This is a genomic window from Runella sp., from assembly GCF_027484545.1.
Classification (GTDB): Bacteria; Bacteroidota; Bacteroidia; order Cytophagales; family Spirosomataceae; genus Runella.
Map to the genome: position 1 here is coordinate 1 of NZ_JAIXST010000112.1, position 26,478 is coordinate 26,478.

Sequence of the window (26,478 nt, forward strand, 5' to 3'; positions counted from 1 at the left end):
AAGTCTTAATTCACTAAAGTTTTTTAAAAGCCTCAACTGCCCCAGGCTGTTGGCGGACATTGACAGGACGGCCCGTTTTTAGCCGCACGGGCGGCCCCGTTGATTTTTAGGCGATTACACAAATCACTAATACCGCCGATTGTATATTCAACACCTAAATTTCTCAATAGGTATGCTTGAATATCAGCCAGCGTTTGAGCTTGGTCATCTAATAAAAATTGCCGTAAATGTGAAATTTGCACACTACTAAGTTTGCCCCAATAGCCCCAAGCCGGTTTTTTTAGCAAACCTTCCAGTCCTTTCTGTTGATAAAGACGCCAAAGCCGTTGGGCTTGACGTTCTGAGAGGCCAATAGCTTTACCGGCAGCGGATTGTGTTCTAAACTCGCCACTCTTTAAGAGTCGGATGAAGCGCACTCGGTCACGCAACAGTGCCAGGCTGCACTTTTTTTCCGACTCCAAAAGAATTTCAACATCTTCTTTTATCTTTGATACATAGCCCATTTTGCAAATATACGACACATTAATTCTTATTTAGTATAAGAATGCCAAATCGTTTGGATTACTCTCTCCTAACTTCTGATAAATCTCGGCTTTGAGCTCCTCTCTTTCGTTTTTGTTAAAAACACTGTCAATATTCGGAAAAGTTTGCTCACACAAGGCGGTCAAATAGTAAAAATCATACTGGTATTTATTGAGTGATGCATTAGCGGTGTTACTAATGGGTCTAAAGTTTTTCAACCCTCTGCGTTGTAGAAATGCACCACAAGAGCTCAATAACAAAGTGCTTACCAACAATAAAATGTAGTTTTTCATGGCTGTATCGGTTGACGGTTGAATCTAAGTACCGTACAAATTTGAATTGGCCTCTCCTATTCTCAATACCTTTTTTGGTGAACACAGGAAAAAATAAGTTGAAAGAAGGGAAAGAGGGTTTGAAAAAGCCTTGGAAAAGATATTTCCCTTTTTAATTTCTCTTTTAACAACTTTTAAGAGGCCTCTTTCGTCGGCTTTCTATCGAATTTACTAATTTTGGCACGGCTTTCGTAATTGGAAGTGATTAGTACGTATCGAAATGCTCGGTACTTTCACTAAGAACTCAAGACTTTTCACATTTCTCAACCTCATTCATGTCTAAATTCAATCGAATCAACACCCTTACCGGCTGGCTCGTATTTGCAGTAGCACTGGTCACTTACGTACTTACCGTAGAGCGAACAGCCAGTTTTTGGGACTGCGGCGAGTTTATCGCCTGTTCTTACAAACTTCAGGTACCTCACCCACCCGGTGCTCCTCTATTCTTACTCATTGGTCGTTTATTTTCGATGCTTGCCATGGGCGACGTCACTCAGGTGGCTTACTGGGTCAATATGGTATCGGTACTGTCCAGTGCATTTACCATTTTATTCCTTTTTTGGAGTATCACCTTGTTAGCGCGTAAAATTGTCGGTTCAAAAGATGAAGACCTTGATTTGGGGGCTACCATTGCCGTCATTGGTGCAGGTTTAGTAGGAGCTTTAGCGTATACCTATTCAGATTCATTTTGGTTTTCGGCTGTGGAAGCCGAGGTGTACGGTCTTTCCTCCTTTTTTACTGCCATCGTTATTTGGGCGGTATTAAAATGGGAACGCATCGAAGACGATGCAGCCGCGAATCGCTGGTTGATTTTCACCTTTTATTTGATTGGTTTATCCATTGGCGTTCACTTATTGAACTTAGTTACCCTTCCTGCTTTAGCTTTGGTTTACTACTTCAAAAAACACAAGCCCACCCTTTGGGGCGGTATCATGGCATTTGCAGGTGGCTTGGTCGTTTTGATGATTATCAACTCCGGGGTCATCGTATGGCTTCCTTCGACAGCAGGGAAATTTGAAATTTTCTTTGTCAATACCCTCGGAATGCCTTTTTCCATGGGAATTGTGTTCTTTTTGGTTTTGTTTGTCGGTACGTTGATTTGGGGAATTCAGTATACTGCCAAAAAAGAAAAAGAAATATGGAACGTTGCTCTTTTGGCTTTCGCTTTCGTATTGATTGGCTATTCTTCCTATTTTCTGGTGTTGGTTCGTTCCAATTTCAATCCTCCCATCAACGAAAACGACCCAAGCGATGTAATCAGTTATGTGTCTTATCTCAAACGAGAGCAATATGGAAGCCGTCCGCTGATGTTTGGTCCGGTATTTACTGCCCGCCCCGTTAACTCAGAACGCGGTGAGCCTATTTACCGCAAATCCAACGGTCGCTATATCGTAGCTGATTATCGTCCTGAGTACGTGTATGAGAAAAACCAGCAAATGTTGTTTCCTCGTGTACACAGCAATCAAATGAATCACCCGCAGTTGTACCGCGATAAGTTGGGACTGGCCGAAGGTCAAAAACCAAGCATGGGCGACAACCTATCATTTTTCTTCTCGCATCAGTTAGGGCACATGTATTGGCGTTATTTCTTATGGAACTTCGTAGGTCGTGAAAGCGACGAAGAAGGCGCCGGCGGACTGCGTCCGTGGGATACGAGTGCGGGATTGCCCGATGTACTGGCTAACAACCGTGCTCGTGATAACTTCTACATGATTCCGTTTTTGTTAGGTTTACTGGGTATTGTAGCCCAAGCGTTCCGTCGTCGTCAGGATTTATTGGTGACAGGACTGTTGTTTATGATGATGGGAATCGCCTTAGTGGTTTATCTCAATTCTCCACCGGTCGAGCCTCGCGAACGTGATTATATCTATGTAGGGTCATTCTATATTTTTGCGATTTGGATTGGCTTGGGAGTCATATTCATTTATGATTTCTTAACCAAAGTTGTTCCATCCGCTTCGGCCCGGGCAAGTATAGCTACTGTCCTTGGTCTATCCGCTCCGCTTTTAATGGGCGCAAAAGGCTGGGATAATCACGACCGCAGTCACCGTTATCACTCGGTAGATTTTGCCAAAAACTTACTTAACTCCTGCGCTCCAAACGCAATTTTATTTACGGGAGGTGACAATGACACATTCCCTCTGTGGTATGTACAGGAGGTAGAAGGCTTCCGTACTGACGTGCGGGTGTGTAACCTAAGTTTGTTGGGAACAGACTGGTACATTGGTCAAATGAAACGCAAAACCTACGAATCTGAGCCGTTGCCGATTTCGTTGGATTATGAAAACTTTGCCGCCGGCAAAAACGACATTGTTCCTTTCTATGAAATGCCTGCCGTTAAAAACGGTATCAACCTCAAAGAATACATGGCGTTGGTAAAACAAAACAATGCCGCGATTCAGGTGCCGCTTACCAGTGGTGAAATGACCAGCATTCTGCCTTCTTCAGTGTTGGTATTGGGAATTAACCCTGAGCAGGTGAAGAAAATGAATATCCTAAAGCCTGAATTGGCATCGTTTGTAAAAGATACCATGCAATGGACAATGGGTAAACGTGATTTGTACAAGTCTGACTTAATCATGTTGGACATCATCGCCACCAACGACTGGAAACGCCCCATCTATTTCTCAGGTACTTTAACCAACGAAAACTATCTGAATTTGAAAGAATTCATGCAGTTGGAAGGCTATGCTTATCGCTTGCTGCCTGTACGCGTTCCGGGTGCTTCAGACGGTTATGTCAATACCGACATCATGTCTGACAACCTTACGAAGAAAACGTTTTGGCGCGAATTAGACAATGCCAATACCTACTACGATGGTACGTTTAAGGGCTCTCCAGCTTTCTCTGCCCGCATTGCTTTCATGCGTTTGGTAGATCAGTTGATTCGTGAAGGAAAAACGGACAAGGCAAAAGCGGCGCTTAATTTCATTTTGACCAAAATGCCTGACAAAACGATTCCGTACGATCAGATTTCTGCCAATTACATCAGCTATTTATTCACATTGGGAGAAACAAAAAAAGCTCTTGACATAGCCAATGTGATGGGTAGTCGTGCTGAATCAATGCTGAAATACAACGTTCAGAATCACTCCAATCAAGACAGCAATATCCAATTGTATATACTGCAAACTCTCGCCAATGCATGTCGCGAAGGGAAACAGGAAGCCGCTGCCAAAAAATACGAAGGATTGTTGCAACAATACATGACAGCGTTGGGAGGATAGAACATCTCTGAATCCAAAGTTAAAAAGTCCATAGTCCACGGTTAATACGAAAACTGTGAGCTATGGACTTTTTCTTACAACTTGTTGTCAATTAGAATTTTAACTGTAAACCGTAAACTGCTTACGATTTACTCGCACCCCAAAACAGCAACGCCCAGCCTACAATCATCAATGTGCCGCCAATTGGTGCGACGGCCCCAAATACTTTAATCCCTGTGAAACAAATGGTGTAAAGAGCCCCCGAGAAAATAATCACTCCCGCGAGCATCCCATATCCCGCCCAATTGTACCACTTAGCAGAAAGTACTGAAGCATTTTGCAATAAAATACTTATCAATACTAATCCCAGTGCATGATAAAACTGGTATTTAACGGCGGTTTCAAACGTATCCATCCGTCCCGAAGCTTCGAGCATTGGTTTAAAAGCATGAGCTCCAAAAGCTCCTACTACAACTCCCAGTGCGCCTAATATAGCCCCTGCCTGTAGAAAAAATTTATTCGTCATGGTTTTTGTATCTATGTGTTTTGTACTTTTATTATTACTGAATATTTGATTCAAAAATAGACTACTTTATTTAAAAATCCGTTTTTAACCTAATTTTGCATTTAAAACAGGCATTACTCTTACAACAAACTGATGAGCTTTTCCGCTTTCCTTGCTCTTTGGCAGCATCGCTACCGTAAGTATTCCTATATCACAAGGCAATACATAGCAGCAGCAGGCACTATTTTACGCTTTGGAGCCCTGAAAATCTCGTTCTTGGGTCGGAAGAAACTTATCGCTATTATCCGTACTGAGCATTTTGGTGATATTGTTGCTGCGGAACCCATTGCCCGTCAGGTACGTGAGTTGCATCCAAATGACTATATTGTTTGGGTAGTTCGTCCTGTATTTCGCGAATTGGTAGAACGACATCCCGCAATTGATGAAGCATGGTCTCAAACTTCCGTTTTACGACGTCTTTTGGTCTGCCAGTCAGGAGTTTTCGACAAAATTTACAATATAGAATTTTGGCAAAGTAATCAGGATCCCATTAGCGGTCATGTACATTTTAATGCTGTAGCCGCGCGAAAAGATGTTACCGTATTCAATTATTTCAACAAAGGTAACTTACTTACTATTTTTCAATTATGTGCCGATTTACCCCTAAAAGATGACACTCCTCGCCTATTTATTTCCGACTCTGACCGTCTCAAAATTGAAGCATTAGACCTTCCCAAAAAATTAGTTGTAGTGCATTGTAGCTCCAATTACCCGGCCAAAGATTGGTCGGTGCCTAATTGGGAAAATTTGATTCTGTGGCTAATTGAAAAGAAGGGGTATAGTGTAGCAGAAATTGGTTTGAAAAGTAATAACAGTGTCAAACATCCTAACTATTTCAATCTTTGCGGACAGTATTCCATTCTCCAAACGGCCGAAATCATTCGTCGCGCTGAGTATTTCATAGGAATTGACAGCGGCCCTGCTCATTTGGCGAATGCCGTAGGGACTTACGGCATCCTGCTGTTTGGAAAACTCAATACTTTTGACACGTATATGCCCTACTCAGGGGATTATCAAAATACAAAAAATGCCCGACTTATTTCAAAAACCGGAAAGACCTGTTCCGAGTTAGAATACGAATGGGTAAAGGACTGGATTGAACCAATACTTGCCAAAACAACCAATGAAGTTTCTGTTTAACAGGATATTTGGCAATCAGTGAGTTAAGCACAATGTTAAATTTTTGTTACTCAAACCTTGTTTAGAATCGCAAAATTTGGGTTATCATTGTAGTTGATTTTATACCATGGATAACGATAAGCCTCATAATTTTCTCCGAAAAAGCACCACAGCCAACAACCCACGGGCTACTAACAGCAACCGTTGGTTGGAATCAGGTGCAGGTATGGGGAAGTTACCACCTCAGTCAATTGAGTTGGAAGAGGCTGTATTAGGTGCGTTAATGATAGAGAAAGATGCCCTCAACTCTGTCATTGACATTTTGAAGGCCGACAGCTTCTACAAAGAGTCGCACCAACGGATTTACAATGCCATTATCACCCTTTTTACCAATTCAGAACCAATTGATTTATTGACGGTTACTACTCAATTACGTCAGTTAGGAGAATTGGAAATCGTTGGGGGCGCACAATACATAACGGCACTTACCACCAAGATAAATTCAGCGGCCAACATCGAATACCACGCCCGTGTCGTAGCTCAATCGGCTATGAAACGGGAAATGATTACGGTGGCTTCCAAAATTTTGCAGGATGCGTTTGAAGATACAACCGACGTATTTACGTTGTTGGATGCAGTAGAACAATCGTTGTTCAAAATTTCGGAATCAAACATCCGCAAGAATTACGCCGACATGAGTACGCTCATGACAGAGGCACTTCGGGAATTGGAACGCCGTCGCGAACAGAAAGACGGTCTGACAGGTGTTCCTTCCGGCTTTACGCAATTAGACCGCCTTACTTCTGGCTGGCAACCTACTGAATTAATTATTCTGGCCGCCCGGCCCGCGATGGGAAAAACTGCGTTTGTGGTTTCTTCTTTGCGCAATGCTGCGGTAGATTTTAATATCCCCGTCGCTATCTTCTCCTTGGAGATGTCGGCCATTCAGCTCGTAAATCGTATGATTTCGGCAGAAGCGGAAATTGACAGTGAAAAACTGAAAAAAGGAACGCTTGCCCCGCACGAGTGGACTCAATTGCACCAACGCATTGACCGTCTGATGCGCGCTCCTATTTTTATTGACGATACACCGGCGCTTTCGATTCTTGAACTTCGCGCCAAATGCCGCCGTCTCAAGCAACAGCACGATATTCAGATGGTCGTTATTGACTACTTGCAGTTGATGCAGGGAGACGGGGGAAAAGGGGGCGGAAACCGCGAACAGGAGATTGCCTCTATCTCGCGAGCGCTCAAAAATTTAGCTAAAGAACTGAACGTACCCGTTATCGCTCTGTCACAGTTGAGTCGGGCGGTAGAAACTCGTGGCGGCGATAAACGCCCGCAATTGTCTGACTTACGTGAATCTGGGTCAATTGAGCAGGATGCTGACATGGTAGCGTTTTTGTATCGTCCAGAATACTATGGCTTTACTCAGGATGAAGCAGGAAATTCCGTTCAGGGAATCGGTGAGGTAATTATGGCTAAAAACCGTAGTGGTTCGCTCGATACCATTCAATTGCGCTTTATAGGTAAATACACTAAGTTTACTGACTTGGACGGTTACTATTCTTCCAATCCGTCCGGTGGAGGCAGTAATTCGTCGTTTGGCGGAGAGTCCAAAGCTTCCCTGGCAGCTTCTTTTGATGCACAGCCACCGGCAGCAGGCGGTACATTCCGCAGTAAAGCCAATGACCTCGGCGGCATGAATTTTCCACCGCCTAACCCTTCGGAAGAACCTCCTTTCTAAAATTCCGTTAGTTATAAATTCACTCTGCTACTTTTGTTAAAATTCGTTTTTAACTTAGATGAGTATGGGACTATTTGAGTGGATTGGGGAATCAATGAACCCGAAGCCAATGGGTTCAATCGAAAAAGAAACGGATGTACCTAAACCGCCGTACAACTTTTGGGGATGGGTCTGGGGAGGAGTTGCAACGCTGACTACGATTTTTATTTATTACAAAGTAGTTTTCGAAGGAATTACTCTACAAAATTGGCAAGGGAGAAGTCCGTTTTTCATTGTAATCAGCCTTTATCTGTTCGCTTCCTTTTGGATTGCAGTCAAACCAAATTATGAAAACGTGGGCTGGCTGGGAGGATTAATCAATCATCCTTTTCGTATTTCTGACAACTTCAATCGCAGTTTAATTTTCCTTCAAATTCTCTTACTTCCCGGAAAATTACTGAGCCAAGGAATGGTTGTCTTTTGGAAATTGTTACAGCAAAATAGACTATAATACGATGTGCATTAACCTGAAATCCTTCAACGAATCGTTTCGTGACTGGAATCAAAAAGGAGAAGAAGAACAGTTTTGGTGGTATGGAGAAAATTACTTTGAAATTCCCTCTAAAAAGCTCGACACTCTGAATTCTAAACTCGACATTATTTCCGCGCCATCAATACCACTTGAAGTTGTTTCGAGCCCCGCCGTAGGAACTGACTTCCATGACCAACGAACCGACCCACAAGTCCACCTCGACTTTGATGGGAACCTTGTTGGCGTCGTCGGAAACCCAAATACGGATTGAGTTTTCGCCCTTAAACAACTCATTATTAGGAAGAATAGGAATGATTTTGAGCGATTTAATTCGCCCGAATTTAGTTTTCACCGTATCTTTTCCCTTGTATTTTACCTTCAATTTATAGACCGAATTTTCAAAAAAGGTCGGTACATCTACCACTTCATTGGGCGCGAGTTTTGTAAAATCTAACGTCCTTAAATAAAAATATCCACTGATGGCATCTTGGATGTGATTGGGAACTTCAAACTTTTTCGTACCGTTTTCGTCCGTTACTACCGCATCATCCGTATCGTGATTAAAAAGCGTGGTTTCTACTTTGCGATAGTTATTTTCCTGAATATTTCGATAGAATTTATGAGATACAATGGCCGACGTATCCGTCCACGACTGCCATTCATCACGCACTTTTGCAAACCAACTGAATGCTCCGAGCGTAGTGCCGACTATATTAATTTTATAGCAGGGTCGACCATTAATGTATTGAATCTGCGGACTGACATCCACCACTGCATTGGCCGCGTTGAAGATTCCGTAATGTACGCGATATTCCAAATGCTCTCCCGCTCCAAAACTTGTTTGCGCCACACGGCGGTACGAATCTTTGGTGTGGAAAGCGGTAATAGTACTAATCAATATAATCAATACAACACGTAAAAGCATACCAAAGGCAGTATAGATTCTCTGATTTTATTGTCTCACCCATAATTACGAGAAAAAGAAGATAGAAGTTCAAATCATTGCCTAAAACGAGGTTGGATAGTTCCTTTTTAAATACGAAAGATAACGCTGAAAATCACCTTTAAACTTGTTTTCAAAGTCTTCCTTAAACTGATTTTGTTTGGAATGATACGTGAGATATCCAATAAAGAACGCATTGTTGGGGAGTTTCTTGCTACGCCAAGCGTATTTTTTACCGACGAGCCCTCCCAAAAGCGTATCAGAATTCATCACAATTTTCCGAATTGCTCTTGATTTGAAGGTGTCCTTTTGCGCTGTAGTTAGATTGACAGACAGGCTTTTATACAAACTATCCAGTTGTTTTGCACCACGAACGATGTGCTGACTGATCGCATCATTGTATTGCTTTCGAAACTCGTATTTTTCGAGCTGCGGAGAGTTTTTACCGTATTTAGCCGTTAAAAATTGAACGGCACCGTAGTCGCCTACAAAATTGGCTAAGTTTTCGTTGAGTTCGAGATTGTCTTTTACAAACAACGTTCCATGCGTCATTTCGTGAATGATGAGATTAGCCAAACTCCCTTCCCCACGATACAACATAGACGATAAAACCGGGTCTTTGAAAAAGCCTAACGTACTCCAAGCCGAAACTTCGTTGATTTGCGTATCATTTCCTTCTGCGATAAGCGCCTGTTCTTCGCTCTGCGCACGCGTACTATCAAAAAAACCTTTGTAGGCAAAGGTCCCAATGACGGGAAAACGCCATTCCTTCGGCACTAATTTGTATTTTTCAGAAGCCGTAATTACCCATAAAATCGGTTTGCCTTTTTGATCAAAAAATTCAGTGTAACTACCCGAAGAATCCAGCCCGAGCGAATCGACGGCAAACTGTTTTATTTCCCCAATGAGTCGCAACCGTTGCTTGAGTGAATCAGGCAACGCAGGGTCTTGTAAAACTTCCGAAACAGGGCGGGTATTAAACAAAATATGGAGTTGTCCTTTTGCCTGCATATAGCCGTAGCTGACCAATTCGCGGTAATAAATACCAAGAATTACCATAACGACTAAGAAAGCAAAAAGGATTTTTTTGAACATGGTGTTAATCTATATAGCTTGAAGGTAACTTTTTAACTCGCCTAAAAGTGAGTGATTTAGATCAAAAATATCTTTCCCTTGCTCCGTAATTACTTCATGCGGGCGCTTTTCTGCATTTTTTAGTTGCTTCTTTGAGGCATTACTTCGTAAATAATAATTAACCCACTGTTTAGTAAAATCAAGCATTGTTTTATCCGTTTTTTCAACAACACAGCGATTCATTACTTCTAAACAGTCACATTCTACACAATATTTTATTGCTATTTTTTTGAGAAGTATATCCAAGTTACCTGAACCTGTTTCATCCTGTATAAGAAAGCAAGAGACATCAATTGTTACATTTTCGCCTGAGATTGATGTCGAAATTGTAGCGTGAGTAGCTACTTCCATCAAATTTGGGGAAACAGAAAAAGCCCTTTCAAAAGAGTTGTTAATGAGCTGTAAACTTTTGTCTTTACCTCCGTTTGGGCTTTTGGGGGTATCTATATCAACTATAACAGAAATGTGTTGTAACTGGGCATAACGAGTCAACAGTTCTCTTTTCAGCATTTCTATTTTTTCCGGAAGAGCATCTTTACCTCGTTTTTCCTCGCCGTCAGTTCCAACAAAGTTATGTAAATGGTCTATTTCAGTGGGATTAATGGGGACTGTCTCTGTATTTGTAATAGTAAGAGAATCAAGAATTAGTTTAATAAATGCCGCATCGTTTGGGCTTTCTACAATAATGAGATTCTGAATCATGGCTTATTCTCCCCGAAATGATTGTTTATTAGCAATTGCATAAGCAAGGGCGTCTTCAGATAAAGAGTTAGCTACTATTTCATTGCTTCTTTGACTTCTAAACATTTCAAAATAAGAAATATCATTTCCTATGCGCTCTTTTAGAGAAGTATCGTTAAATGCTTTAATCATTTCAAGGCTATGCGAAACAGCAAAAATTTGGACTCTAAATTCTTTGGCTAAAATAAACAGTTTTTGCCATAAATCGTGTTGATGGGTATAGTGAATGCCATTTTCAATTTCATCAATTAATAGCACACAATTTGGATTATTAGCGATTCTGATGACAATATCCACTACTTTATTTAAGGCATCCCCAAACATGCCAATGGGCATGGGGATTTCTCCATTCCTTTTTAAATGTAGCTTTTTACCCACTATATCAATTTTCTCAATTTTTTTGTCAATGAGCTGTAGCGCTTCTAATACTACTTTGTCGCGTCCTTGATATAACAAACGCTCAAAGTTTTCCGCCAATTTTTCAGCTAATTGTTTAAATCCAGCAGGAACAAAATGGGTATAAAAGATGGGAGCGGGTAATCCTCCATCAACTCCAAACTTTTTCTCTCCTTTACGCGCATTAATTCTCATAGCAGGCTCAGGATTTATTTTTTTAGGAGATATTCTATATGATATTAAAGATGATTGGATAATTTCTCCTACCGAGCTATTATCTTCAATTTTAATAATATCTTGTGGTGCTATTTCTAAATCAATTCTTGGCTTTTTGTAGGTGTCTTTACAAACAAATCTACCACCAAATGTACTTCCATCGGCAGTAGCTGTGATTCTTATTTCTACCTCTTTTTGGTAATTGTAAAAAAGGCTATTCCATGTCCTTTCGGGAAGTAAAGCATCCCCATACTCGCCTCTCAACTTTTGCTGCAAAAATATAATTGACTGGGAATGAGGAGAATTAGCAAGGAATATAGCTTCTAATAGAGCTGTTTTTCCAGCATTATTTTGTCCTCCAATTAAATTTATTTGCGAAAACCCTTCGATGTGTGTTTTATGAAAACACCTAAAATTTTCAATATCTATACCTCTAATCATATCTTTTTGTTTTAAAGCAAATATAGAGAAGTATAGGCTTCATTGTATTTTTTATGACTAATGATTGATTACACTGCCACTCTCTTCCCGTACCACGAAGTCAAAATCTGTTTTAATTGCTTGTACTCAATCAAAAATCCGTCGTGACCATACAGAGAGTCAATCTCCTGGTATTCAGCATCAGGAATATGTTTGGTTAAGAATTTTTGCTCACTTGGCTGAAACAAAATGTCAGAGCTGATTCCTACGACGAGCGTATGCGCTTTTACCTGTGCAAGCGCATGAATGATACTGGGACGATTACGCCCTACATTATGTAAGTCCATCATGCGAGAAAGCGACCAATAGGAAAAAGCATTAAAACGATTCGCTAATTTATCACCCTGGTATTTCTGGTAAGTAGCCGCCCTAAAATTATCCGTCTGCTCATTGCTGTCACGGGCTTGGGTAAAATCGTAGGTATCGTAGTTGCGATACGAAAGAAGCGCTATAGAGCGGGCCACTTTCATTCCCTCCATACCTGCATCGGGACGCTCTTCTGACCAAGTTGGGTCGGCTTTGATGGCCAAACGTTGGGATTCGTTGAAGGCAATTCCCCACGGAGAATGTACGGCATTAGTTGCAACCAAGACCAGATTTTCAATCAAATCAGGATTAATTATCGCCCATTCTACGGCCTGTTGCCCTCCCAAAGAGCCTCCTACGAGGGTATGAATACGGTTTATCCCCAGTTCTTCCCGTAGCAATTCAAAAGCATAAATAGTATCACGAATGGTAATATCCGGAAAAGTACGATAGTACGGTTTTCCCGTTTTTGAATTGATACTCAAGGCATTGGTAGAGCCATAATGTGAGCCTAATACATTGGCACAAATGATAAACCAATCTTTGGGATCGTAGTGTAAACCATTGCCTACCAGGCCATCCCACCAATCTGTCGGGTCAGAACTGCCTGTCAGAGCGTGACAAATCCACAAAACATTGCTACCCTCTGCATTCAAGGTGCCGTGGGTAGTATAAGCCAATTGAAAGCCCGACAATTCGCCGCCTAACTCCAATGGAAAAGTATAAGGATATTTAAACGTATGTAAAGCCAAAATTTCAAATTTGGTTTAGTTGACTTATTCTCCCGCAGACTTCGCCGGTTGCTCATCTGCGGGAGTTTTACAGTGTATTTTTTAAGCAATTGCCGCAAATGCCTGTTCAAGGTCAGCCTTGATGTCATCAATGTGTTCAATTCCTGCTGAGATACGCAACAACCCGGCCTCTACACCTGCCGTAGCCTGTTCTTCCGCCGAAAGTTGTGAGTGAGTGGTACTTGCGGGGTGAATGATAAGCGTTTTGGAATCTCCCACATTGGCCAAATGACTGATCATTTGAAGTGAATTGACAAAATTATCAGCAGCCTCTTTGCCTGCTTTCAACTTGAATGAAAATACCCCGCCAAAACCGCGTGTCAGGTATTTCTTGGCCAACTCGTGGTATTTGCTGCTCGCCAAGCCCGGATAGTTTACATAATCAACGGCAGGATGTGATTCCAGCCACTGAGCAAGCGCCAAGGCATTCTCGCAGGTACGCTCAACGCGAAGAGAAAGCGTTTCTAAGCCCTGCAACAACAGGAATGAATTGAAAGGACTTTGGGCCGGACCCCAATCACGCAACCCTTCCACCCGCGTGCGAATGATGAACTGAATGTTGCCGAAAGGTCCGCCAATTCCAAACACATCATTCAGAACCAAACCGTGGTAACTTGGCGAAGGAGACGTAAACTGCGGATATTTGCCATTTCCCCAATTGAAAGTTCCGGCATCCACAATGACACCGCCCATGGTAGTCCCGTGTCCGCCAATCCATTTAGTAGCCGATTCAACCACGATGTGTGCACCCCACTTGATAGGCTGACAGATAGCCCCGCCTGCGCCAAAAGTGTTATCAACAATGATGGGTAAATCATACTTAGCGGCTAACTGCGCAAAAGCATCAAAATCAGGCACATTGAATCCCGGGTTACCGATGGTTTCTAAATAAATGGCTTTGGTTTTGTCATCAATGAGTTTTTCAAAACTTTCTACGTTGTCGCCATCAGCAAAACGAGCATCTACGCCAATGTTTTTGAAGGAATTTTTAAACTGGTTGTAAGAACCTCCGTACAAAAAAGAAGTTGTCACGAAGTTATCACCTACGGTTGTGATGTTGTTGATGGCCAAAAACTGCGCTGCATGTCCCGATGCCACTGCCAGTGCAGCTACCCCGCCTTCCAAGGCTGCAATGCGTTTCTCAAACACATCGTTGGTTGGGTTCATAATACGGGTATAGATGTTACCAAACTCTTTGAGTGCAAACAGATTAGCTCCGTGTTCAGAACTGTTGAAAGCATAGGCTGTTGTTTGATAAATGGGTACAGCACGAGCATTGGTGGTGGGATCAATTACCTGTCCGGCATGTTGTTGTAAAGTTTCAAAACGTAAATCTGACATGGAGTGTAATGATTATTGGTTAGAAAATAGTATAAAATACATGGCATTTCTCAACGGAAACATTTCCGTCGAATTCAAACTATTTGAACACAAATTGATACGCCCAAGGCGCATTCTTTTTTCCGGGAATCTTAACATGAGTGTTTCGATTTATATGCCCCAATTGCTCAGGTAGGAATTAGCACCTTATTTCTTCTGTTTGGAAACAGGTTGCCAGAGGTTCATGGAGCCTATTCTCTCCCCTCTTCTGTATAAATCAATCGCTGTGCGAATGTGAAGCAACTGACTTGATGGGACAATATTACGGCACAGGTAGCGAAATCCAAAATTATTTGCTAAAAAACTAACCGGCTTAAGTGAAACCAACGAGTCTTCCTTGTAAATTTGTACTCAAATCTTTACCCTCTGTATGATTTATCGGTTCAAGAAAGAAAACGCGTCCAGGCGTCCGGGCGCTATTACGATTGGTGATGCCATTGGTAAGATGCTGGACACCTACCGCCTGCGTCCGCAATTTGACGAATCTTCGGTGAAAGCGTATTGGGAAAAATTAGTAGGGCACGAGATTGCCTCCCGCACCAATACCATTTATGTTAAAGACAAAGTACTGTTTTTGCAGTTAAACTCTGCTCCCCTGACTAATGAATTGGTAATCGCTAAACGCAAACTTATTGAATCGCTCAACAAAGAATTTGGCTATGAGTTGATTACGGACATGGTATTTATTTAAGTACCTCCTTTTCTGACTATTCCTAACCTCCTTTACTTTAGCCCAAGTTTATTGGGTTTTCTTCAAATTTCAGATTACACTTTTTGGTAAATTCCAATACCGAAGTATGCGCTGTCAACACTTTCGTTTTAGCATCGGCTTGCCCTCTAAGCGTATTTGAAATAAGCGCTCGGCACACTCTTTTTTGCACATCTTTCAGTAAAGCCTGAAGCCTGAATTTACTTTTCAGGCAGCTTCAAATTAAACAAGGGAGAATTTTTATTTAAACAAACTCCTAATATTCAATAGGTTACAAAAATTTTAAAATATATTTCAGAAAAAATAGTACCCTTTTAAATCTATTTGAAGTGTTACTCCCGTAAGTCTGTTTGTAATTCAAAGTTCAACATAACAATCAAAACAAATTACAAACAATCATGAAAAAATTAGCAATGTTATTCGTCTCTGCGTTTATTATTAACGCTTCTTTCGCTCAGGACAAAATGGAAAAAACGGTAGAAGTTGGTGGCGCTCCGATGTATCCTTCTAAAAACATCATCGAAAATGCCGTTAATTCTAAAGACCACACAACTTTGGTAGCAGCCGTAAAAGCAGCAGGTTTAGTAGAAACGTTACAAGGGGCTGGACCATTTACCGTTTTTGCCCCTACCAACGAAGCCTTCGGTAAATTACCTGCCGGAACGGTTGAAACTTTAGTAAAACCCGAAAACAAAAAAACATTGACCACCATTTTGACCTACCACGTAGTAGCCGGTAAAATGGATTCAAAAGCAATTGCAGAAGCTATTAAAGCCGGTGGCGGTACCGCTACGCTGAAAACAGTATCAGGTGGCACTCTCAAAGCGATGATGAAAGGTAACAAATTGATACTGACCGACGAAAAAGGCGGCATGTCAACTGTAACCATCAAAAATGTGTATCAAAGCAACGGTGTGATTCACGTAGTGGACACCGTTTTGATGCCAGGAATGGCGGGATAAACCCCCAAATGGTAACAGCCTCAGAAACAAAACAAGTGGCGGCTGGTGGATAACTTCATCAGCCGCTATTTTTTTAATCCTTTTCTATCAACCGCTATGTCGTCCAAAATTGTCTTTAAGCATCCGCTTGCCACTCGTTGGATGCACTGGCTCAACTTTCCGATTTTAACTATTATGATTTGGAGCGGCACACTGATTTATTGGGCAAACGACGTGTATGCACTTCAAATCGGAAACTTCGTTTTATTCAAATTTTTTCCTGAAGTGGTTTACAAGTGGTTCAACATTCCGTACCGATTAGGTGAGGGCATGGCCTATCACTTTGTATTTATGTGGGCTTTTATGCTCAACGGTTTTCTATACGCGTGCTATACGCTGATTTCGGGTGAATGGCGCGACTTGATTCCACAAAAAGGAGCATTACGGGAAAGTTGGCAAGTGGTATTACATGATTTGGGAGTGCGCAAACAACTCCCACCGCAAAGCAAATACAATGCCGCCCAACGCGTATCTTACAGCGCGATTATCGTGATGGGTTTCGGAAGTGTACTGACGGGCTTCGCCATCTACAAACCCGTACAATTAGGCTGGCTTACTGCCCTTTGCGGAGGGTATGAAGTAGCCCGCGCGGTGCATTTCATCCTGACAATTGGCTATGTGTTGTTCTTCTTTGTGCATTTAATTCAAGTCATTCGGGCAGGTTGGAATAATTTCAGGTCGATGGTAGCAGGTTTTGAAATTGTTAAAGAGAAAGAAGTAACTGACATTTAGGCGTTGTTTGTCGGACATAAACAACGGCTGAACATTAAATTCCATGACCCATGAAAGAAATCAAAATTGAAGAAAAGGAAGTTTCAAAATATACCCGCCGCAGTTGGCTGGCTTTTGTAAATCTCTTTGTGCTTTCCGGTGCGGGCATAGCTGGTTGGCGTGGGCTCAGCACACAACCATTGGACGGCGGTATTTTAGGAGGGATTCCTACGCCGTTGCGCAAAGGACTGGAAACCAACGAAAAACTCTTTCGAAGCACTTTCAATAACCTGAAGTTGATAAAAGAATACCCAAAAAGCGAAGCCGCCAAAAAGGTACGGGTAAACGGAGCCGTTGGATTAGAGGAGGCTTCCTTTGAACCCACTCAATGGACTCTGGATTTACAAAAAGCGGACAACAAGTCGCAGTCTATTACGCTCGTAGAACTCAAAAAGCTGCCCAAAACCGAAATCATTTACAATTTTAAGTGCATTGAAGGTTGGAGTCAGATAAGTTGGTGGGGAGGAGTACGTTTTGTCGATTTCTGCAACCATTTCGGTTTGAACAAAGAAGCCCAAATGCAGTATGTCGGTATGTGTACCCCCGACCAAGAGTATTACGTGGGCATAGATAGGGAGAGCGCTCTGCATCCGCAAACCATTTTGGCCTACGAAATGAACGGAAAGCCGCTCATTGCCGAGCACGACGCTCCCTTACGACTCATCATTCCTATAAAATACGGAGTCAAAAGCCTCAAGCGAATCGGGAGTATTTATTTCGACAACGAAAAACCTTCCGATTATTGGGCCGAACGAGGCTATGATTACTACATAGGTCATTAAGTAAGTAAAGTCTCCCCTCACAGGGGGAGCCGCGGCGGCGGACCGTTTTAGTGGGGGTTTATTAAAACAAATTCCCCTGCAATCCTCCTTTTTCAAATTCAATCAACCATTTTTTTCGCCAAAGCCCACCTGCATATCCCGTTAAACTTCCGTCTGAGCCAATGATACGGTGACAGGGTACAATGAGCCAAATCGGGTTTTTCCCATTGGCGGCTGCTACGGCGCGAATGGCTTTTTCGTCGCCTATACGACGGGAAAGTTCTAAATAGGACATCGTACGACCAAAAGGCACATTCAACAGTTCTTCCCAAACCCGCTTTTGAAACTCGGTTCCCTTCGGATTGAGTTTCAAATCAAAAACGGTTCGTTTCCCCGCAAAATAATCAGCCAATTGTTGGACACCAATCGCTAAATCATCGGGAATCGAAACAAAATCGGAAGGAATACTATCATTGGTAATACTGACAATTTGAAGACCATCGGCATCTCCTTCTATGTAAGCGGTACCGAGGGGTGTTTGCAAATACGCAACAGACATGGGGTTGATTTGATAAAATTTAAATAAAAATAGGAAACTCTTGCATTGAATTGTAATTTTGTGGCCTAATAATTGAAATTTTATTAGTTAATCAAACAAAATTAACTCATGTCTGCTGTTATCGAAACGGCCGGTTTATTGGCCGACCGCATTAACGCTCTGGAAGAATCCTCTACTCTGGGGATGACCAAAAAAGCGCGTGAATTGGCCGCACAAGGTCATAAAGTTATTAGCTTGAGTGTCGGTGAGCCCGACTTCAAGACACCTAAGCACATTTGCGAAGCTGCCAAGCAAGCCATTGATGAAGGATATCATGGTTATTCACCCGTGGCAGGTTATGCTGATTTGCGTAAAGCGATTGCCGATAAGTTTAAGAACGAGAATAATATACATTGGAAAGCTGAGAATATCGTAGTTTCAACGGGAGCGAAACACTCCTTGGCCAACGTTATTCAGGTATTGGTCAATCCGGGCGAAGAAGTAGTTATTTTGTCGCCTTACTGGGTAAGCTATTCCGAAATGGTCAAATTGGCCGAAGGAAAATCCGTTGTTTCAGAAGGTAGTTTTGACAATGATTTCAAAGTAACTGCCGAACAATTGGAAGAAGCTATCACCGAACGTACTCGCATTGTGATGTTTGCTTCCCCCAACAATCCAACCGGCTCTGTATACAGCGAAGCAGAACTTCGGGCGTTGGGAAAAGTAATTGAAAAACACGAGCAGGTGTTTGTCTTGGCCGATGAAATTTACGAATACATCAATTTTACGCCCCAAGGACACTTCAGCATCGGTTCCATTCCCGAAATTCACGACCGCGTTATCACCGTCAACGGAGTGGCAAAAGGCTACGCCATGACCGGCTGGCGGATTGGCTACATTGGCGCTGCCAAGTGGATTGCCGACGGAGTGGAGAAACTACAGGGGCAAGTAACTTCAGGAACAGGTTCTATCTCGCAACGCGCTGCCTTGGCCGCCATTACGGGACCAAAAGACGCCGCCAAAGAAATGTGCGAAGCGTATGACCGTCGTCGGAAATTGGTGGTAGGTTTGTTGAAAGAAATCCCCGGTTTCAAAGTGAATATGCCGCAGGGAGCATTTTATGCTTTCCCCGATATTAGTTACTATTTTGGTAAAACCGACGGAAAAACACAAATCAACGACTCGGATGATTTCTGTTTATGGTTGCTCAACGTGGCTTTTGTAGCCACGGTAGCAGGTTCAGGATTTGGTGCTCCCAACTGTATGCGTATCTCCACCGCCGCTTCTGACGAAAACCTCATCGAAGCGTGTCGTCGCATCAAAGAAGCCGTTGCTACGTTGAAATAATTGACAAACAACAGGTTATTGCCTGTTAAAGTATAAATCAAAACTCCCGAAAGTAAGCACTTGGCTTCATTTTCGGGAGTTTTGATTTAGTATCTTTTCTCAGTTATCGGGTTCAATATGAATCAATACGTGTCCCAATTCCGGAATATCCTGCCGTAAAGTATCTTTCAGTTTATGGGCAATTTCGTGCCCCTGTTTCACGCTGATGTTAGCATCAACTGTCGCATGGAGTTCTACATGGTATTGCATCCCTGCTTTTCGGATAAAGCATTTTTCGGTATCTTCCACTCCCTCAACCGTCAGCGCCACTTTCCGAATTTCGTCAATCAGGTCATCGTACAGATGTTCGTCCATGATTTCTCCCAAAGCTGGCCGAAAAATGAGATAGCTGTTGAAAAGAATCAACCCCGAAGCAAACAAAGCAGCCCAATCATCGGCCGTCTCGTAGCCTTTGCCAAAATACAACGCAATGGAGATTCCAATAAAGGCGGCTACGGACGTAATAGCGTCACTTCTATGATGCCACGCATCCGCTTTTAGGGAAGAGCTGTTGGTCTCTTTCCCTTTCTTGGCAACGATCCTAAAGGAAATTTCCTTCCAAATAATAATAGCTCCCAGCACAATAAGTGTCCAGGATTTTGGCAATTCGTGGGGTGTGCCAATGTTAATGATACTTTCGTAAGCGATAATCGTAGCTGACGTAATCAAAAACCCAACCACCAAAAAAGTAATCAGCGGCTCTGCCCGCCCGTGTCCGTAAGGGTGGTTTTTGTCTGCGGGACGGCTGGCATATTTCAGCCCGAATAGCACTAAAAAAGAGGAAAATATATCGGTCGTTGATTCAATCGCATCGGCAATGAGTGCATAGGAGTTTCCGAAAACCCCGGCAAGCCCTTTAATGATTGCTAAAGCTGCGTTGCCAGCAATACTGAAATAAGCCGTCTTTATAGCTATTTGTTGGTGAGTTTGGGGCATGATTGCTTACTAAAGTTTTTCAAACGATGTGAAGGAGAGGAAATGGTATCACATTGAGCGAATATAGCTCATTTTAGATTGTTATTGCAATGACATCCTCTGTGTTTGTATCAAACATCAAGATTCCTTCCTGTTTATCGTCCAATTGCCCTACTAATGTTCCTTGGTTATCCCAAATAGCCGTTTTTCCTGCACTTACGAAATTATCACAGTGTCCTATGCAATTGGACATAAGCACCGTCATTGAATAATTTTTAGCAAGGTCGGATAAACTTTTGGCAGCTTTTTCAACTCCTTCGGCAGTTTTGGCCACACTTGTAAGATAGATTTCTGCACCGCTTTTATAAGCATTTGCCGAATGTTCAGGCACTGACAATTCATAACAAATAGCCAAAGCAATGTTGTTTTTATTGCCAATGAAGCTCACAGTGCTTTGCCCGCTGATAAAAAAAGGCTCTTCATCAGCGTGTAAATACTTTTTTGCATACAATTGTCGTGCTTGGTTTGGTTGACAAAGAATCATGCCAATGCTGATACCATTGTCATTTTTTATGGGCATTCCCACACCAATTGTTAGTTGATGAACATCACTGATTTCCTGAAAATCATCAAATCGACTGTCCTCCAAATGAGTAGCCAATTCTTGTGCTAACTCGGGTTCATAGCCGGTGATGGACAATTCAGGAAAAACGATGGTATCTGCTTTGTTAACAACAGCCAAGTCTATTAATTTTTTGTGTTGAGCAATATTCCGGTGAATATCTCCTTTGACAGGTCTCGTCTGTGCTACACAAATTTTCATTTTGATGACTATTTTGAAATACAGATTTTACATCAATCTATGCAAAAATCTCCATTTGTCCATTGTTTACGGGTTCCATTTCTTTGATAAAACTCTTCCATAAATTCAACGTTAAATTGAGATTGTATTTCTTGTTCAATATATCAAGTTCTGCCTGTAACCCTGCTCTATTAATACTTTGTGCTAATTCCAAAAGATCAATTCTCATTAATACATCTTTTGTAAAAGTCCTTTTAGCATCTGAGAAAGTAATTGATTTTAAAAAATTCATTGCTGTAGTAGAATTTAAAAGTATTAATGAGTAAACAGCAAACTCGACTTTGTCAAACCCTACTAAATAGCAAGTATCATCCAACATAACAGGCTTGTTATCTTGAGGTAAAATAAGTGTAAAATGAAAAGTTTTGTAAAGTCCTGAAATGGCAACTTTAAAAGGTTTGAAGGAATAGTCACCGATTCCGAATATTGAATACATAGGTTTATTAATATAAATACTTGATTTTCTTGCATTAAAATTGGCTTGATGTGCTTTCAAGTACTTATATGTTTCCGGATATTCCGTTTTTATATATGTAGTTTCCTGTCCAACTTTCATTTGAGTAACAATTGTAAATTTTCTTGTCTGATTAATTACGGTATTTTTAAGGTCAGAACTTTTAAGAATACCATAAACTAATCCTTCTTCTAATATTACTTCCTCATTCAGACCATTCACATAATTCCCATGTAAATTGTTGTCTCCCACTTTCTCTAATTCCATAACAGAAGAACAGTCATGTTTTAAACCTTGCCGCCAAATAAAAGGGCAATCACCGTCAATCTGTTTTGTGTGAATATATGAGTCAATATTTGAAACAAATTTATCAGCCACCCAACCAAATTTTAAATATGAATTTTCATTGTTATAAAAATCATATTCGTTGCAGTCAAAGGCAGGTTTAGAATTTAACTTACAATAAAACAATGCAGCCTCAACCGAAACATTAAACTCTTTTTTACTATCAATACATTGTTTTTCGATAGAAGCTATTTTATATTGGTTCCTGTTTTGATCAAAAATAATATTTTTAATTACCGAATTTTTAACCAAAAACAATAAATATCCATTCATGTTTTGAAAGGTTTTGATCATTGATAAAGTGATAAATTCAGCAATATCAAAATTTCCTTTCCCAGTCATAGCGTCTAAACCGCTATGATTTTTAAAATTTGTCTTTTTAGGTAGGTTTGTTGATTCAAGGCTTCCCAATTTAGAATTGGTTACCCAAGGTGGATTCCCGATTAATAAAATATTTTTTGTAGAATATTGTTTAGCTATCTGTTTAAAATCGAAGTCAAAGACATTACAATGAACAATTGAAATTTCGGGCTTATTTACATTTGGGTTAGCAAGAAAAAAGTCTATTATATTAAATTTAGTTTCCCAAACGTAAGGCTTATAGATTTCAACGCCAAAAATGTTTTCTACCTTCTTAAAATTTTGTAATGCTGCAATAATAAAATTGCCTTTACCACAGGTTGGTTCAACTATAATTTCAGGCGCAATATTCTTTGATGCCAAATGAAGTATTACTTTATTAGCTAAATCATGATTGGTTTGAAAATCACCATACTCTGCCCTGTCCGGTTCTTCAACACTATTATATGCAATTGAAATAATATCTTTCAATGTTTTTAACTCTTCGTTAGTATCAAAAAAATCTATGATACCAAATGCTTTATAAATTTTTTGATTTGACTCTTCGAAAGATATATCTTCTTTTAAATTTTCATCGAAAAAATCTAAAACTTGACGGTTAATATTGGCTTCAAAAATTTTCATCACTCCGGTTTATTATAACTTATAATCTTGTCAATACCTGAAATGTCATTTTTTAAATCTCTAATTCGAGAATACTGTAGTCTCCACTGAAGTGCGTTTGAAATAGTCAAATAGCCTATTGAAATTTCTGAGACTAATATAATTTGTGCAATTTGTTTTAGAGTAATCTCATCCGCAGGCAGTTTTATTCCTTCTAAAAATGACACCACATCGTCTTCATTCGCCCCGACCTTTTTCATTTCATTTAAAATGCTTGTTGTCGTAAAGTCAGCAGTTCTTTCCTTTGAGACAAAAGAGCAACTTACAAAATTAGGGGTAGCTGTTTGGCTTTCTGAATCATCTATTTTATCATAAACGAATACTAAAAGGTTATATCCCAGTCCAAAGATTTTTTGTTTTGCGTCTTTAAATGGGCAAGACGATTGGGGCTGTTTATTCGAAGTAACTTTAATATCAGTCATTATATCGTCTGAAGGCAAGTCTATTCCTTTTGCCGAAGAGCCAATAGTAAGCTCATATCTATCTTTCAAGTATGCCTGAAATTTTTGTTCAATGAGGGTTCCAACCGCTTTTCCATCTGTTACACCATACAACTCTTTATGTTGAAATTTTGATTGTTCAATACAGAAAAACTGCGCTTCTCTGATAAGGGCATCTTTTGTTAATTTCTCCTTCATTTGAGTCTTCCAATATACGGTTTATCGCTTAATTTTCTCTCAACTTCTTACTGATTCACCAAGCGACTCTCTTTCCGCTTAGAAATCAGCCATAAGCCCAAAAACACGATAGCACCGTTGAGCATCAGTCGTTCAAAACCGATTTTATAACCGTCAAACCACGCTTCGGAGTTTTGGTTGAGAATATACGTAATAATAGGCGCAGCTACGCAGACAAAGGGCGTATATCTGTCGTTTACAACACGCTTGGTGTATAGCCCAAAGGCAAACAGCCCCAATAAGGGTCCATAAGTGTAGCCGGCAATGTCGAAAATAGTCGTAATCACCTCCTTGCTGTTCAGTTGGTTAAAAATCACAATAACCACGTAAAACAACAACGAGAAGCCAATGTGTACCCAATGTTTGATGCGAGCACGTTCGGTTTCGGGTTTGTTGGCAACGTTCATAAAATCAATGCAGAATGAAGTGGTGAGGGCGGTAAGGGCCGAGTCGGAGCTGGCATACGTGGCGGCCGTGATTCCAATCAAAAAGGTGATAGCCACTACCACGCCGGCGGTTCCTTCGTGTAAACCAAAATGGTTAAGAGCCAACATTGGGTACAATTCATCCGTACGGGCGGGGAGCGGAATATTTTTGGTTTGAGCATAGAAGTACAACAAAACGCCTAAGCTCATAAACATCAAGTTGACAAACGTAAGAGTAATGGTAAACCAAAACATATTTTTTTGCGCTTCACCGATGTTCTTACACGTCAGGTTTTTTTGCATTAAATCTTGATCCATCCCCGTCATGGTGATGGCGATAAACGCACCGGACAGAAATTGTTTCCAGAAATACTTATTGTCTTTTGGGTCGTCAAAAAAGAAAATACGCGAATATTCACTGTCTGAAATGGCTGATACCATGCCTCCAAACGAATAATTTAACTCTTTGGCGACCAAGTAAATGGTCAACGCTACTGCCGTTACCAAAAAAGTAGTCTGTAAAGTGTCGGTGACAATAATGGTTTTTACACCCCCTTTGAAAGTATACACCCAAATTAAAGCAATGGTAATCAATACCGATACCTCAAACGGAATTCCGAGTCCATCATACATAGCGATTTGAAGCACCTGAGCAGCCACGTAGAGGCGTACTGCAGAACCTAACGTACGTGACAGCATAAAGAAGGCCGAACCCGATTTGTAAGCCCAAAAGCCAAATCGTTGTTCCAAATACGTATATATGGAAACCAAATTAAGCCGATAATACAAAGGCATCAAAACGGTTCCAATAAAGATATATCCCAAAATATAGCCCAAAACAACTTGGAAATAGGAGAATTGAATCTTTCCAACGGCTCCCGGCACAGAGATAAATGTAACCCCCGAAAGCGAGGTTCCAATCATTGCAAAGGCTACTAAAAACCAGGGGGACTGTTTGTTAGCCGTAAAAAACGTATTGGTATCGGCCCCTTTGGAGGTGTAAAACGATACGGCAATCAATACAGCGAAATAAATGATTAAAATAGTGAGGGCGACAAATGGGCTCATGGGTTGTGATGAGGTTAAAACTTTTTTACTTTTGCAAACCTATAAGGTTTTTCGTAAATTTATTATATCTGTTTATCAACTATACAAATCTTTGCCGATGCAACTGTTTGAAATGCCTGAAATTGACGTATTAGAGGAAGTTGAAGAAAAAGTAATTGAAACTGCTTTATTCAGTTTGGTGGTCTTCAATGACGAAGTGAATACGTTTGATTGGGTGATCGAAACCCTCATTGAAGTTTGTGAGCATTCACCCGAACAAGCCGAGCAATGCACCATCATCATCCACTACAAAGGTAAATGTCGTGTCAAAAACGGTTCTTGGGAAGACCTTGTCCCCATGCGCCAAGCGATTTGCCGCCGTGGAATTTCAGCGGAGATTCTTCAATAATACTACACGGGACTTGGAAAGTTTGACAGCCAAAATCGTAAACTTTCCAAGTCTTTCTCAAAAACCTGCTATCCAAATAAGGCTCTCAATTCTGTAGCTTCTGACGGCTTCATTCGTCCTGCCAACACCAGACGAAGCTGCCGACGGCGCAATGCACTGTCAAACAACTGTTTTTCTTCTTCGGTTTCAATAATAGCTGGCGCTACTTCAATGGGGCGTCCGCTTTGATCTACGGCTACAAAAGTATAAAATGCGGCATTGGTATGAATTGCTTCTTCACCTGCCGAAATATTTTGGGCATATACTTTAATATGCACCTCCATTGACGACGTAAAAGCCCTTGTAACCTGTGCTTCAAAAGTGACGATGTTTCCTAATTTGATAGGTTCTGCAAACGATACATTGTCAACCGAGGCCGTCACCACTGTACGGTGGGCGTGTTTTTGAGCTGAAATTGCGGCGCAAATATCCATCCAATGTAACAATCGACCTCCCATGAGGTTATTGAGGGTGTTGGTGTCATTAGGAAGAACCATTTCGGTCATGATGGTGTGTGACTCACTTGCTTTTTTGGGAAGAGGCATGATTTGAATGTTGAAATAGGAAATAGGAGTTCAGAAGTATGAAATAGGAAATTAATAATCATACTACTGTTTTGGCAATTTAATTTTAGTTATTAATTTTGAGAGTAAAACATTTTATTCTCATGGCACGCATAGCAAAAAAGGTGAGTTTGTCAGAAGCAGAAAAATCTGAACTGACCTCA

The 26,478-nt window shown here is 41.1% G+C and carries 26 protein-coding genes and 1 riboswitch; of the genes, 10 read left to right on the forward strand and 16 right to left on the reverse strand.

The window, feature by feature from the left end; translation table 11 throughout:
- Nucleotides 1-32: 32 nt before the first annotated feature.
- On the reverse strand, nucleotides 33-521 hold the full coding sequence (locus Q0081_RS09800) for a helix-turn-helix domain-containing protein (protein WP_298352114.1): 489 nt from the start codon (nucleotides 519-521) through the stop codon (nucleotides 33-35).
- Nucleotides 522-533: 12 nt separating this feature from the next.
- A complete protein-coding gene (locus tag Q0081_RS09805) occupies nucleotides 534-815 on the reverse strand; it encodes a hypothetical protein (protein WP_298352118.1) in 282 nt (93 codons plus the stop codon).
- Nucleotides 816-1,129: 314 nt separating this feature from the next.
- Here Q0081_RS09805 and Q0081_RS09810 point away from each other — a divergent pair, with 314 nt between their 5' ends.
- Nucleotides 1,130-4,081, forward strand: a complete 2,952-nt coding sequence (locus Q0081_RS09810; protein WP_298352121.1) for a DUF2723 domain-containing protein — start codon at nucleotides 1,130-1,132, stop codon at nucleotides 4,079-4,081.
- A 121-nt stretch (nucleotides 4,082-4,202) separates the two neighbouring features.
- On the opposite strand, the gene Q0081_RS09815 is transcribed toward Q0081_RS09810, so the two are convergent.
- Entirely contained in the window at nucleotides 4,203-4,586 is a 384-nt protein-coding gene (locus Q0081_RS09815; protein ID WP_298352123.1) for a DUF423 domain-containing protein, read from the reverse strand.
- Between the two features lie 132 nt (nucleotides 4,587-4,718).
- Here Q0081_RS09815 and Q0081_RS09820 point away from each other — a divergent pair, with 132 nt between their 5' ends.
- The 3 genes from Q0081_RS09820 to Q0081_RS09830 all read left to right on the forward strand — a co-directional run bounded on the left by Q0081_RS09820 (nucleotide 4,719) and on the right by Q0081_RS09830 (nucleotide 7,981).
- On the forward strand, nucleotides 4,719-5,765 hold the full coding sequence (locus Q0081_RS09820; protein WP_298352125.1) for a glycosyltransferase family 9 protein: 1,047 nt from the start codon (nucleotides 4,719-4,721) through the stop codon (nucleotides 5,763-5,765).
- Nucleotides 5,766-5,871: 106 nt separating this feature from the next.
- On the forward strand, nucleotides 5,872-7,491 hold the full coding sequence (gene dnaB / locus Q0081_RS09825) for a replicative DNA helicase (RefSeq protein ID WP_298352128.1): 1,620 nt from the start codon (nucleotides 5,872-5,874) through the stop codon (nucleotides 7,489-7,491).
- A gap of 64 nt (nucleotides 7,492-7,555) precedes the next feature.
- Complete coding sequence (locus Q0081_RS09830; protein ID WP_298352132.1) at nucleotides 7,556-7,981, forward strand: hypothetical protein; 426 nt, start codon at nucleotides 7,556-7,558, stop codon at nucleotides 7,979-7,981.
- A 160-nt stretch (nucleotides 7,982-8,141) separates the two neighbouring features.
- Here the strand turns inward: Q0081_RS09830 and Q0081_RS09835 are convergent, their stop codons facing one another.
- The 6 genes from Q0081_RS09835 to Q0081_RS09860 form a co-directional block, all read right to left on the reverse strand.
- Nucleotides 8,142-8,927, reverse strand: a complete 786-nt coding sequence (locus Q0081_RS09835; RefSeq protein WP_298352135.1) for a DUF3108 domain-containing protein — start codon at nucleotides 8,925-8,927, stop codon at nucleotides 8,142-8,144.
- An 81-nt stretch (nucleotides 8,928-9,008) separates the two neighbouring features.
- Complete coding sequence (locus tag Q0081_RS09840) at nucleotides 9,009-10,040, reverse strand: aminopeptidase (RefSeq protein ID WP_298352137.1); 1,032 nt, start codon at nucleotides 10,038-10,040, stop codon at nucleotides 9,009-9,011.
- 9 nt (nucleotides 10,041-10,049) lie between these two features.
- Complete coding sequence (locus Q0081_RS09845) at nucleotides 10,050-10,781, reverse strand: DUF3226 domain-containing protein (RefSeq protein ID WP_298352139.1); 732 nt, start codon at nucleotides 10,779-10,781, stop codon at nucleotides 10,050-10,052.
- Between the two features lie 3 nt (nucleotides 10,782-10,784).
- Nucleotides 10,785-11,873, reverse strand: coding sequence for an ATP/GTP-binding protein (locus Q0081_RS09850; protein ID WP_298352141.1), 1,089 nt, complete (start codon nucleotides 11,871-11,873; stop codon nucleotides 10,785-10,787).
- A 68-nt stretch (nucleotides 11,874-11,941) separates the two neighbouring features.
- Nucleotides 11,942-12,970: a homoserine O-acetyltransferase gene (gene metX / locus Q0081_RS09855; protein WP_298352143.1), complete on the reverse strand. Its 1,029-nt coding sequence runs from the start codon at nucleotides 12,968-12,970 to the stop codon at nucleotides 11,942-11,944.
- Nucleotides 12,971-13,051: 81 nt separating this feature from the next.
- Nucleotides 13,052-14,350 carry an O-acetylhomoserine aminocarboxypropyltransferase/cysteine synthase family protein gene (locus Q0081_RS09860; RefSeq protein ID WP_298352145.1) on the reverse strand — a complete coding sequence of 433 codons (1,299 nt, stop codon included), beginning with the start codon at nucleotides 14,348-14,350 and terminating at the stop codon, nucleotides 13,052-13,054.
- Between the two features lie 147 nt (nucleotides 14,351-14,497).
- A riboswitch (SAM riboswitch) is annotated at nucleotides 14,498-14,608 on the reverse strand.
- A 151-nt stretch (nucleotides 14,609-14,759) separates the two neighbouring features.
- On the opposite strand from Q0081_RS09860, the gene Q0081_RS09865 reads away from it, so the two are divergent.
- The 4 genes from Q0081_RS09865 to Q0081_RS09880 all read left to right on the forward strand — a co-directional run bounded on the left by Q0081_RS09865 (nucleotide 14,760) and on the right by Q0081_RS09880 (nucleotide 17,652).
- Nucleotides 14,760-15,080, forward strand: coding sequence for a DUF721 domain-containing protein (locus Q0081_RS09865; protein ID WP_298352148.1), 321 nt, complete (start codon nucleotides 14,760-14,762; stop codon nucleotides 15,078-15,080).
- 416 nt (nucleotides 15,081-15,496) lie between these two features.
- Nucleotides 15,497-16,060 (forward strand): fasciclin domain-containing protein, encoded by a 564-nt coding sequence (locus tag Q0081_RS09870; protein ID WP_298352152.1) that lies wholly within the window; start codon nucleotides 15,497-15,499, stop codon nucleotides 16,058-16,060.
- Nucleotides 16,061-16,105: 45 nt separating this feature from the next.
- Nucleotides 16,106-16,831, forward strand: a complete 726-nt coding sequence (locus Q0081_RS09875) for a cytochrome b/b6 domain-containing protein (protein ID WP_310586487.1) — start codon at nucleotides 16,106-16,108, stop codon at nucleotides 16,829-16,831.
- Between the two features lie 50 nt (nucleotides 16,832-16,881).
- On the forward strand, nucleotides 16,882-17,652 hold the full coding sequence (locus Q0081_RS09880) for a molybdopterin-dependent oxidoreductase (RefSeq protein WP_298352154.1): 771 nt from the start codon (nucleotides 16,882-16,884) through the stop codon (nucleotides 17,650-17,652).
- A 61-nt stretch (nucleotides 17,653-17,713) separates the two neighbouring features.
- Here Q0081_RS09880 and Q0081_RS09885 read toward each other — a convergent pair whose 3' ends face one another.
- The gene (locus tag Q0081_RS09885) at nucleotides 17,714-18,190 is read right to left on the reverse strand and encodes a methylated-DNA--[protein]-cysteine S-methyltransferase (RefSeq protein WP_298352156.1); all 477 of its coding nucleotides are present in this window, start codon (nucleotides 18,188-18,190) and stop codon (nucleotides 17,714-17,716) included.
- Between the two features lie 108 nt (nucleotides 18,191-18,298).
- On the opposite strand from Q0081_RS09885, the gene Q0081_RS09890 reads away from it, so the two are divergent.
- Nucleotides 18,299-19,516, forward strand: a complete 1,218-nt coding sequence (locus Q0081_RS09890; RefSeq protein ID WP_298352158.1) for a pyridoxal phosphate-dependent aminotransferase — start codon at nucleotides 18,299-18,301, stop codon at nucleotides 19,514-19,516.
- A gap of 99 nt (nucleotides 19,517-19,615) precedes the next feature.
- On the opposite strand, the gene Q0081_RS09895 is transcribed toward Q0081_RS09890, so the two are convergent.
- The 5 genes from Q0081_RS09895 to Q0081_RS09915 all read right to left on the reverse strand — a co-directional run bounded on the left by Q0081_RS09895 (nucleotide 19,616) and on the right by Q0081_RS09915 (nucleotide 25,324).
- Nucleotides 19,616-20,491, reverse strand: coding sequence for a cation diffusion facilitator family transporter (locus Q0081_RS09895; RefSeq protein ID WP_298352161.1), 876 nt, complete (start codon nucleotides 20,489-20,491; stop codon nucleotides 19,616-19,618).
- 73 nt (nucleotides 20,492-20,564) lie between these two features.
- Nucleotides 20,565-21,293: a carbon-nitrogen hydrolase family protein gene (locus tag Q0081_RS09900; protein WP_298352164.1), complete on the reverse strand. Its 729-nt coding sequence runs from the start codon at nucleotides 21,291-21,293 to the stop codon at nucleotides 20,565-20,567.
- 37 nt (nucleotides 21,294-21,330) lie between these two features.
- Nucleotides 21,331-23,115, reverse strand: coding sequence for a hypothetical protein (locus Q0081_RS09905; RefSeq protein ID WP_298352167.1), 1,785 nt, complete (start codon nucleotides 23,113-23,115; stop codon nucleotides 21,331-21,333).
- Nucleotides 23,115-23,792, reverse strand: a complete 678-nt coding sequence (locus Q0081_RS09910) for a hypothetical protein (protein WP_298352170.1) — start codon at nucleotides 23,790-23,792, stop codon at nucleotides 23,115-23,117. The genes Q0081_RS09905 and Q0081_RS09910 overlap by 1 nt, the downstream gene beginning before the upstream one ends.
- Before the next feature lie 47 nt (nucleotides 23,793-23,839).
- Nucleotides 23,840-25,324 (reverse strand): sodium:solute symporter, encoded by a 1,485-nt coding sequence (locus Q0081_RS09915; RefSeq protein ID WP_298352172.1) that lies wholly within the window; start codon nucleotides 25,322-25,324, stop codon nucleotides 23,840-23,842.
- Between the two features lie 97 nt (nucleotides 25,325-25,421).
- On the opposite strand from Q0081_RS09915, the gene Q0081_RS09920 reads away from it, so the two are divergent.
- Nucleotides 25,422-25,712: an ATP-dependent Clp protease adaptor ClpS gene (locus Q0081_RS09920; RefSeq protein ID WP_298352181.1), complete on the forward strand. Its 291-nt coding sequence runs from the start codon at nucleotides 25,422-25,424 to the stop codon at nucleotides 25,710-25,712.
- Nucleotides 25,713-25,780: 68 nt separating this feature from the next.
- Here Q0081_RS09920 and Q0081_RS09925 read toward each other — a convergent pair whose 3' ends face one another.
- Nucleotides 25,781-26,296, reverse strand: coding sequence for an acyl-CoA thioesterase (locus Q0081_RS09925; protein WP_298352175.1), 516 nt, complete (start codon nucleotides 26,294-26,296; stop codon nucleotides 25,781-25,783).
- Nucleotides 26,297-26,478 lie beyond the last annotated feature (182 nt).

Bases quoted from the DNA above. Each gene is read 5' to 3' on its own strand.
- Q0081_RS09805 (WP_298352118.1), bottom strand. From the start codon at position 815: ATGAAAAACTACATTTTATTGTTGGTAAGCACTTTGTTATTGAGCTCT.
- Q0081_RS09810 (WP_298352121.1), top strand. From the start codon at position 1,130: ATGTCTAAATTCAATCGAATCAACACCCTTACCGGCTGGCTCGTATTT.
- Q0081_RS09815 (WP_298352123.1), bottom strand. From the start codon at position 4,586: ATGACGAATAAATTTTTTCTACAGGCAGGGGCTATATTAGGCGCACTG.
- Q0081_RS09820 (WP_298352125.1), top strand. From the start codon at position 4,719: ATGAGCTTTTCCGCTTTCCTTGCTCTTTGGCAGCATCGCTACCGTAAG.
- dnaB (WP_298352128.1), top strand. From the start codon at position 5,872: ATGGATAACGATAAGCCTCATAATTTTCTCCGAAAAAGCACCACAGCC.
- Q0081_RS09830 (WP_298352132.1), top strand. From the start codon at position 7,556: ATGGGACTATTTGAGTGGATTGGGGAATCAATGAACCCGAAGCCAATG.
- Q0081_RS09835 (WP_298352135.1), bottom strand. From the start codon at position 8,927: ATGCTTTTACGTGTTGTATTGATTATATTGATTAGTACTATTACCGCT.
- Q0081_RS09840 (WP_298352137.1), bottom strand. From the start codon at position 10,040: ATGTTCAAAAAAATCCTTTTTGCTTTCTTAGTCGTTATGGTAATTCTT.
- Q0081_RS09845 (WP_298352139.1), bottom strand. From the start codon at position 10,781: ATGATTCAGAATCTCATTATTGTAGAAAGCCCAAACGATGCGGCATTT.
- Q0081_RS09850 (WP_298352141.1), bottom strand. From the start codon at position 11,873: ATGATTAGAGGTATAGATATTGAAAATTTTAGGTGTTTTCATAAAACA.
- Q0081_RS09860 (WP_298352145.1), bottom strand. From the start codon at position 14,350: ATGTCAGATTTACGTTTTGAAACTTTACAACAACATGCCGGACAGGTA.
- Q0081_RS09865 (WP_298352148.1), top strand. From the start codon at position 14,760: ATGATTTATCGGTTCAAGAAAGAAAACGCGTCCAGGCGTCCGGGCGCT.
- Q0081_RS09870 (WP_298352152.1), top strand. From the start codon at position 15,497: ATGAAAAAATTAGCAATGTTATTCGTCTCTGCGTTTATTATTAACGCT.
- Q0081_RS09880 (WP_298352154.1), top strand. From the start codon at position 16,882: ATGAAAGAAATCAAAATTGAAGAAAAGGAAGTTTCAAAATATACCCGC.
- Q0081_RS09885 (WP_298352156.1), bottom strand. From the start codon at position 18,190: ATGTCTGTTGCGTATTTGCAAACACCCCTCGGTACCGCTTACATAGAA.
- Q0081_RS09890 (WP_298352158.1), top strand. From the start codon at position 18,299: ATGTCTGCTGTTATCGAAACGGCCGGTTTATTGGCCGACCGCATTAAC.
- Q0081_RS09895 (WP_298352161.1), bottom strand. From the start codon at position 20,491: ATGCCCCAAACTCACCAACAAATAGCTATAAAGACGGCTTATTTCAGT.
- Q0081_RS09900 (WP_298352164.1), bottom strand. From the start codon at position 21,293: ATGAAAATTTGTGTAGCACAGACGAGACCTGTCAAAGGAGATATTCAC.
- Q0081_RS09905 (WP_298352167.1), bottom strand. From the start codon at position 23,115: ATGAAAATTTTTGAAGCCAATATTAACCGTCAAGTTTTAGATTTTTTC.
- Q0081_RS09910 (WP_298352170.1), bottom strand. From the start codon at position 23,792: ATGAAGGAGAAATTAACAAAAGATGCCCTTATCAGAGAAGCGCAGTTT.
- Q0081_RS09915 (WP_298352172.1), bottom strand. From the start codon at position 25,324: ATGAGCCCATTTGTCGCCCTCACTATTTTAATCATTTATTTCGCTGTA.
- Q0081_RS09920 (WP_298352181.1), top strand. From the start codon at position 25,422: ATGCAACTGTTTGAAATGCCTGAAATTGACGTATTAGAGGAAGTTGAA.
- Q0081_RS09925 (WP_298352175.1), bottom strand. From the start codon at position 26,296: ATGCCTCTTCCCAAAAAAGCAAGTGAGTCACACACCATCATGACCGAA.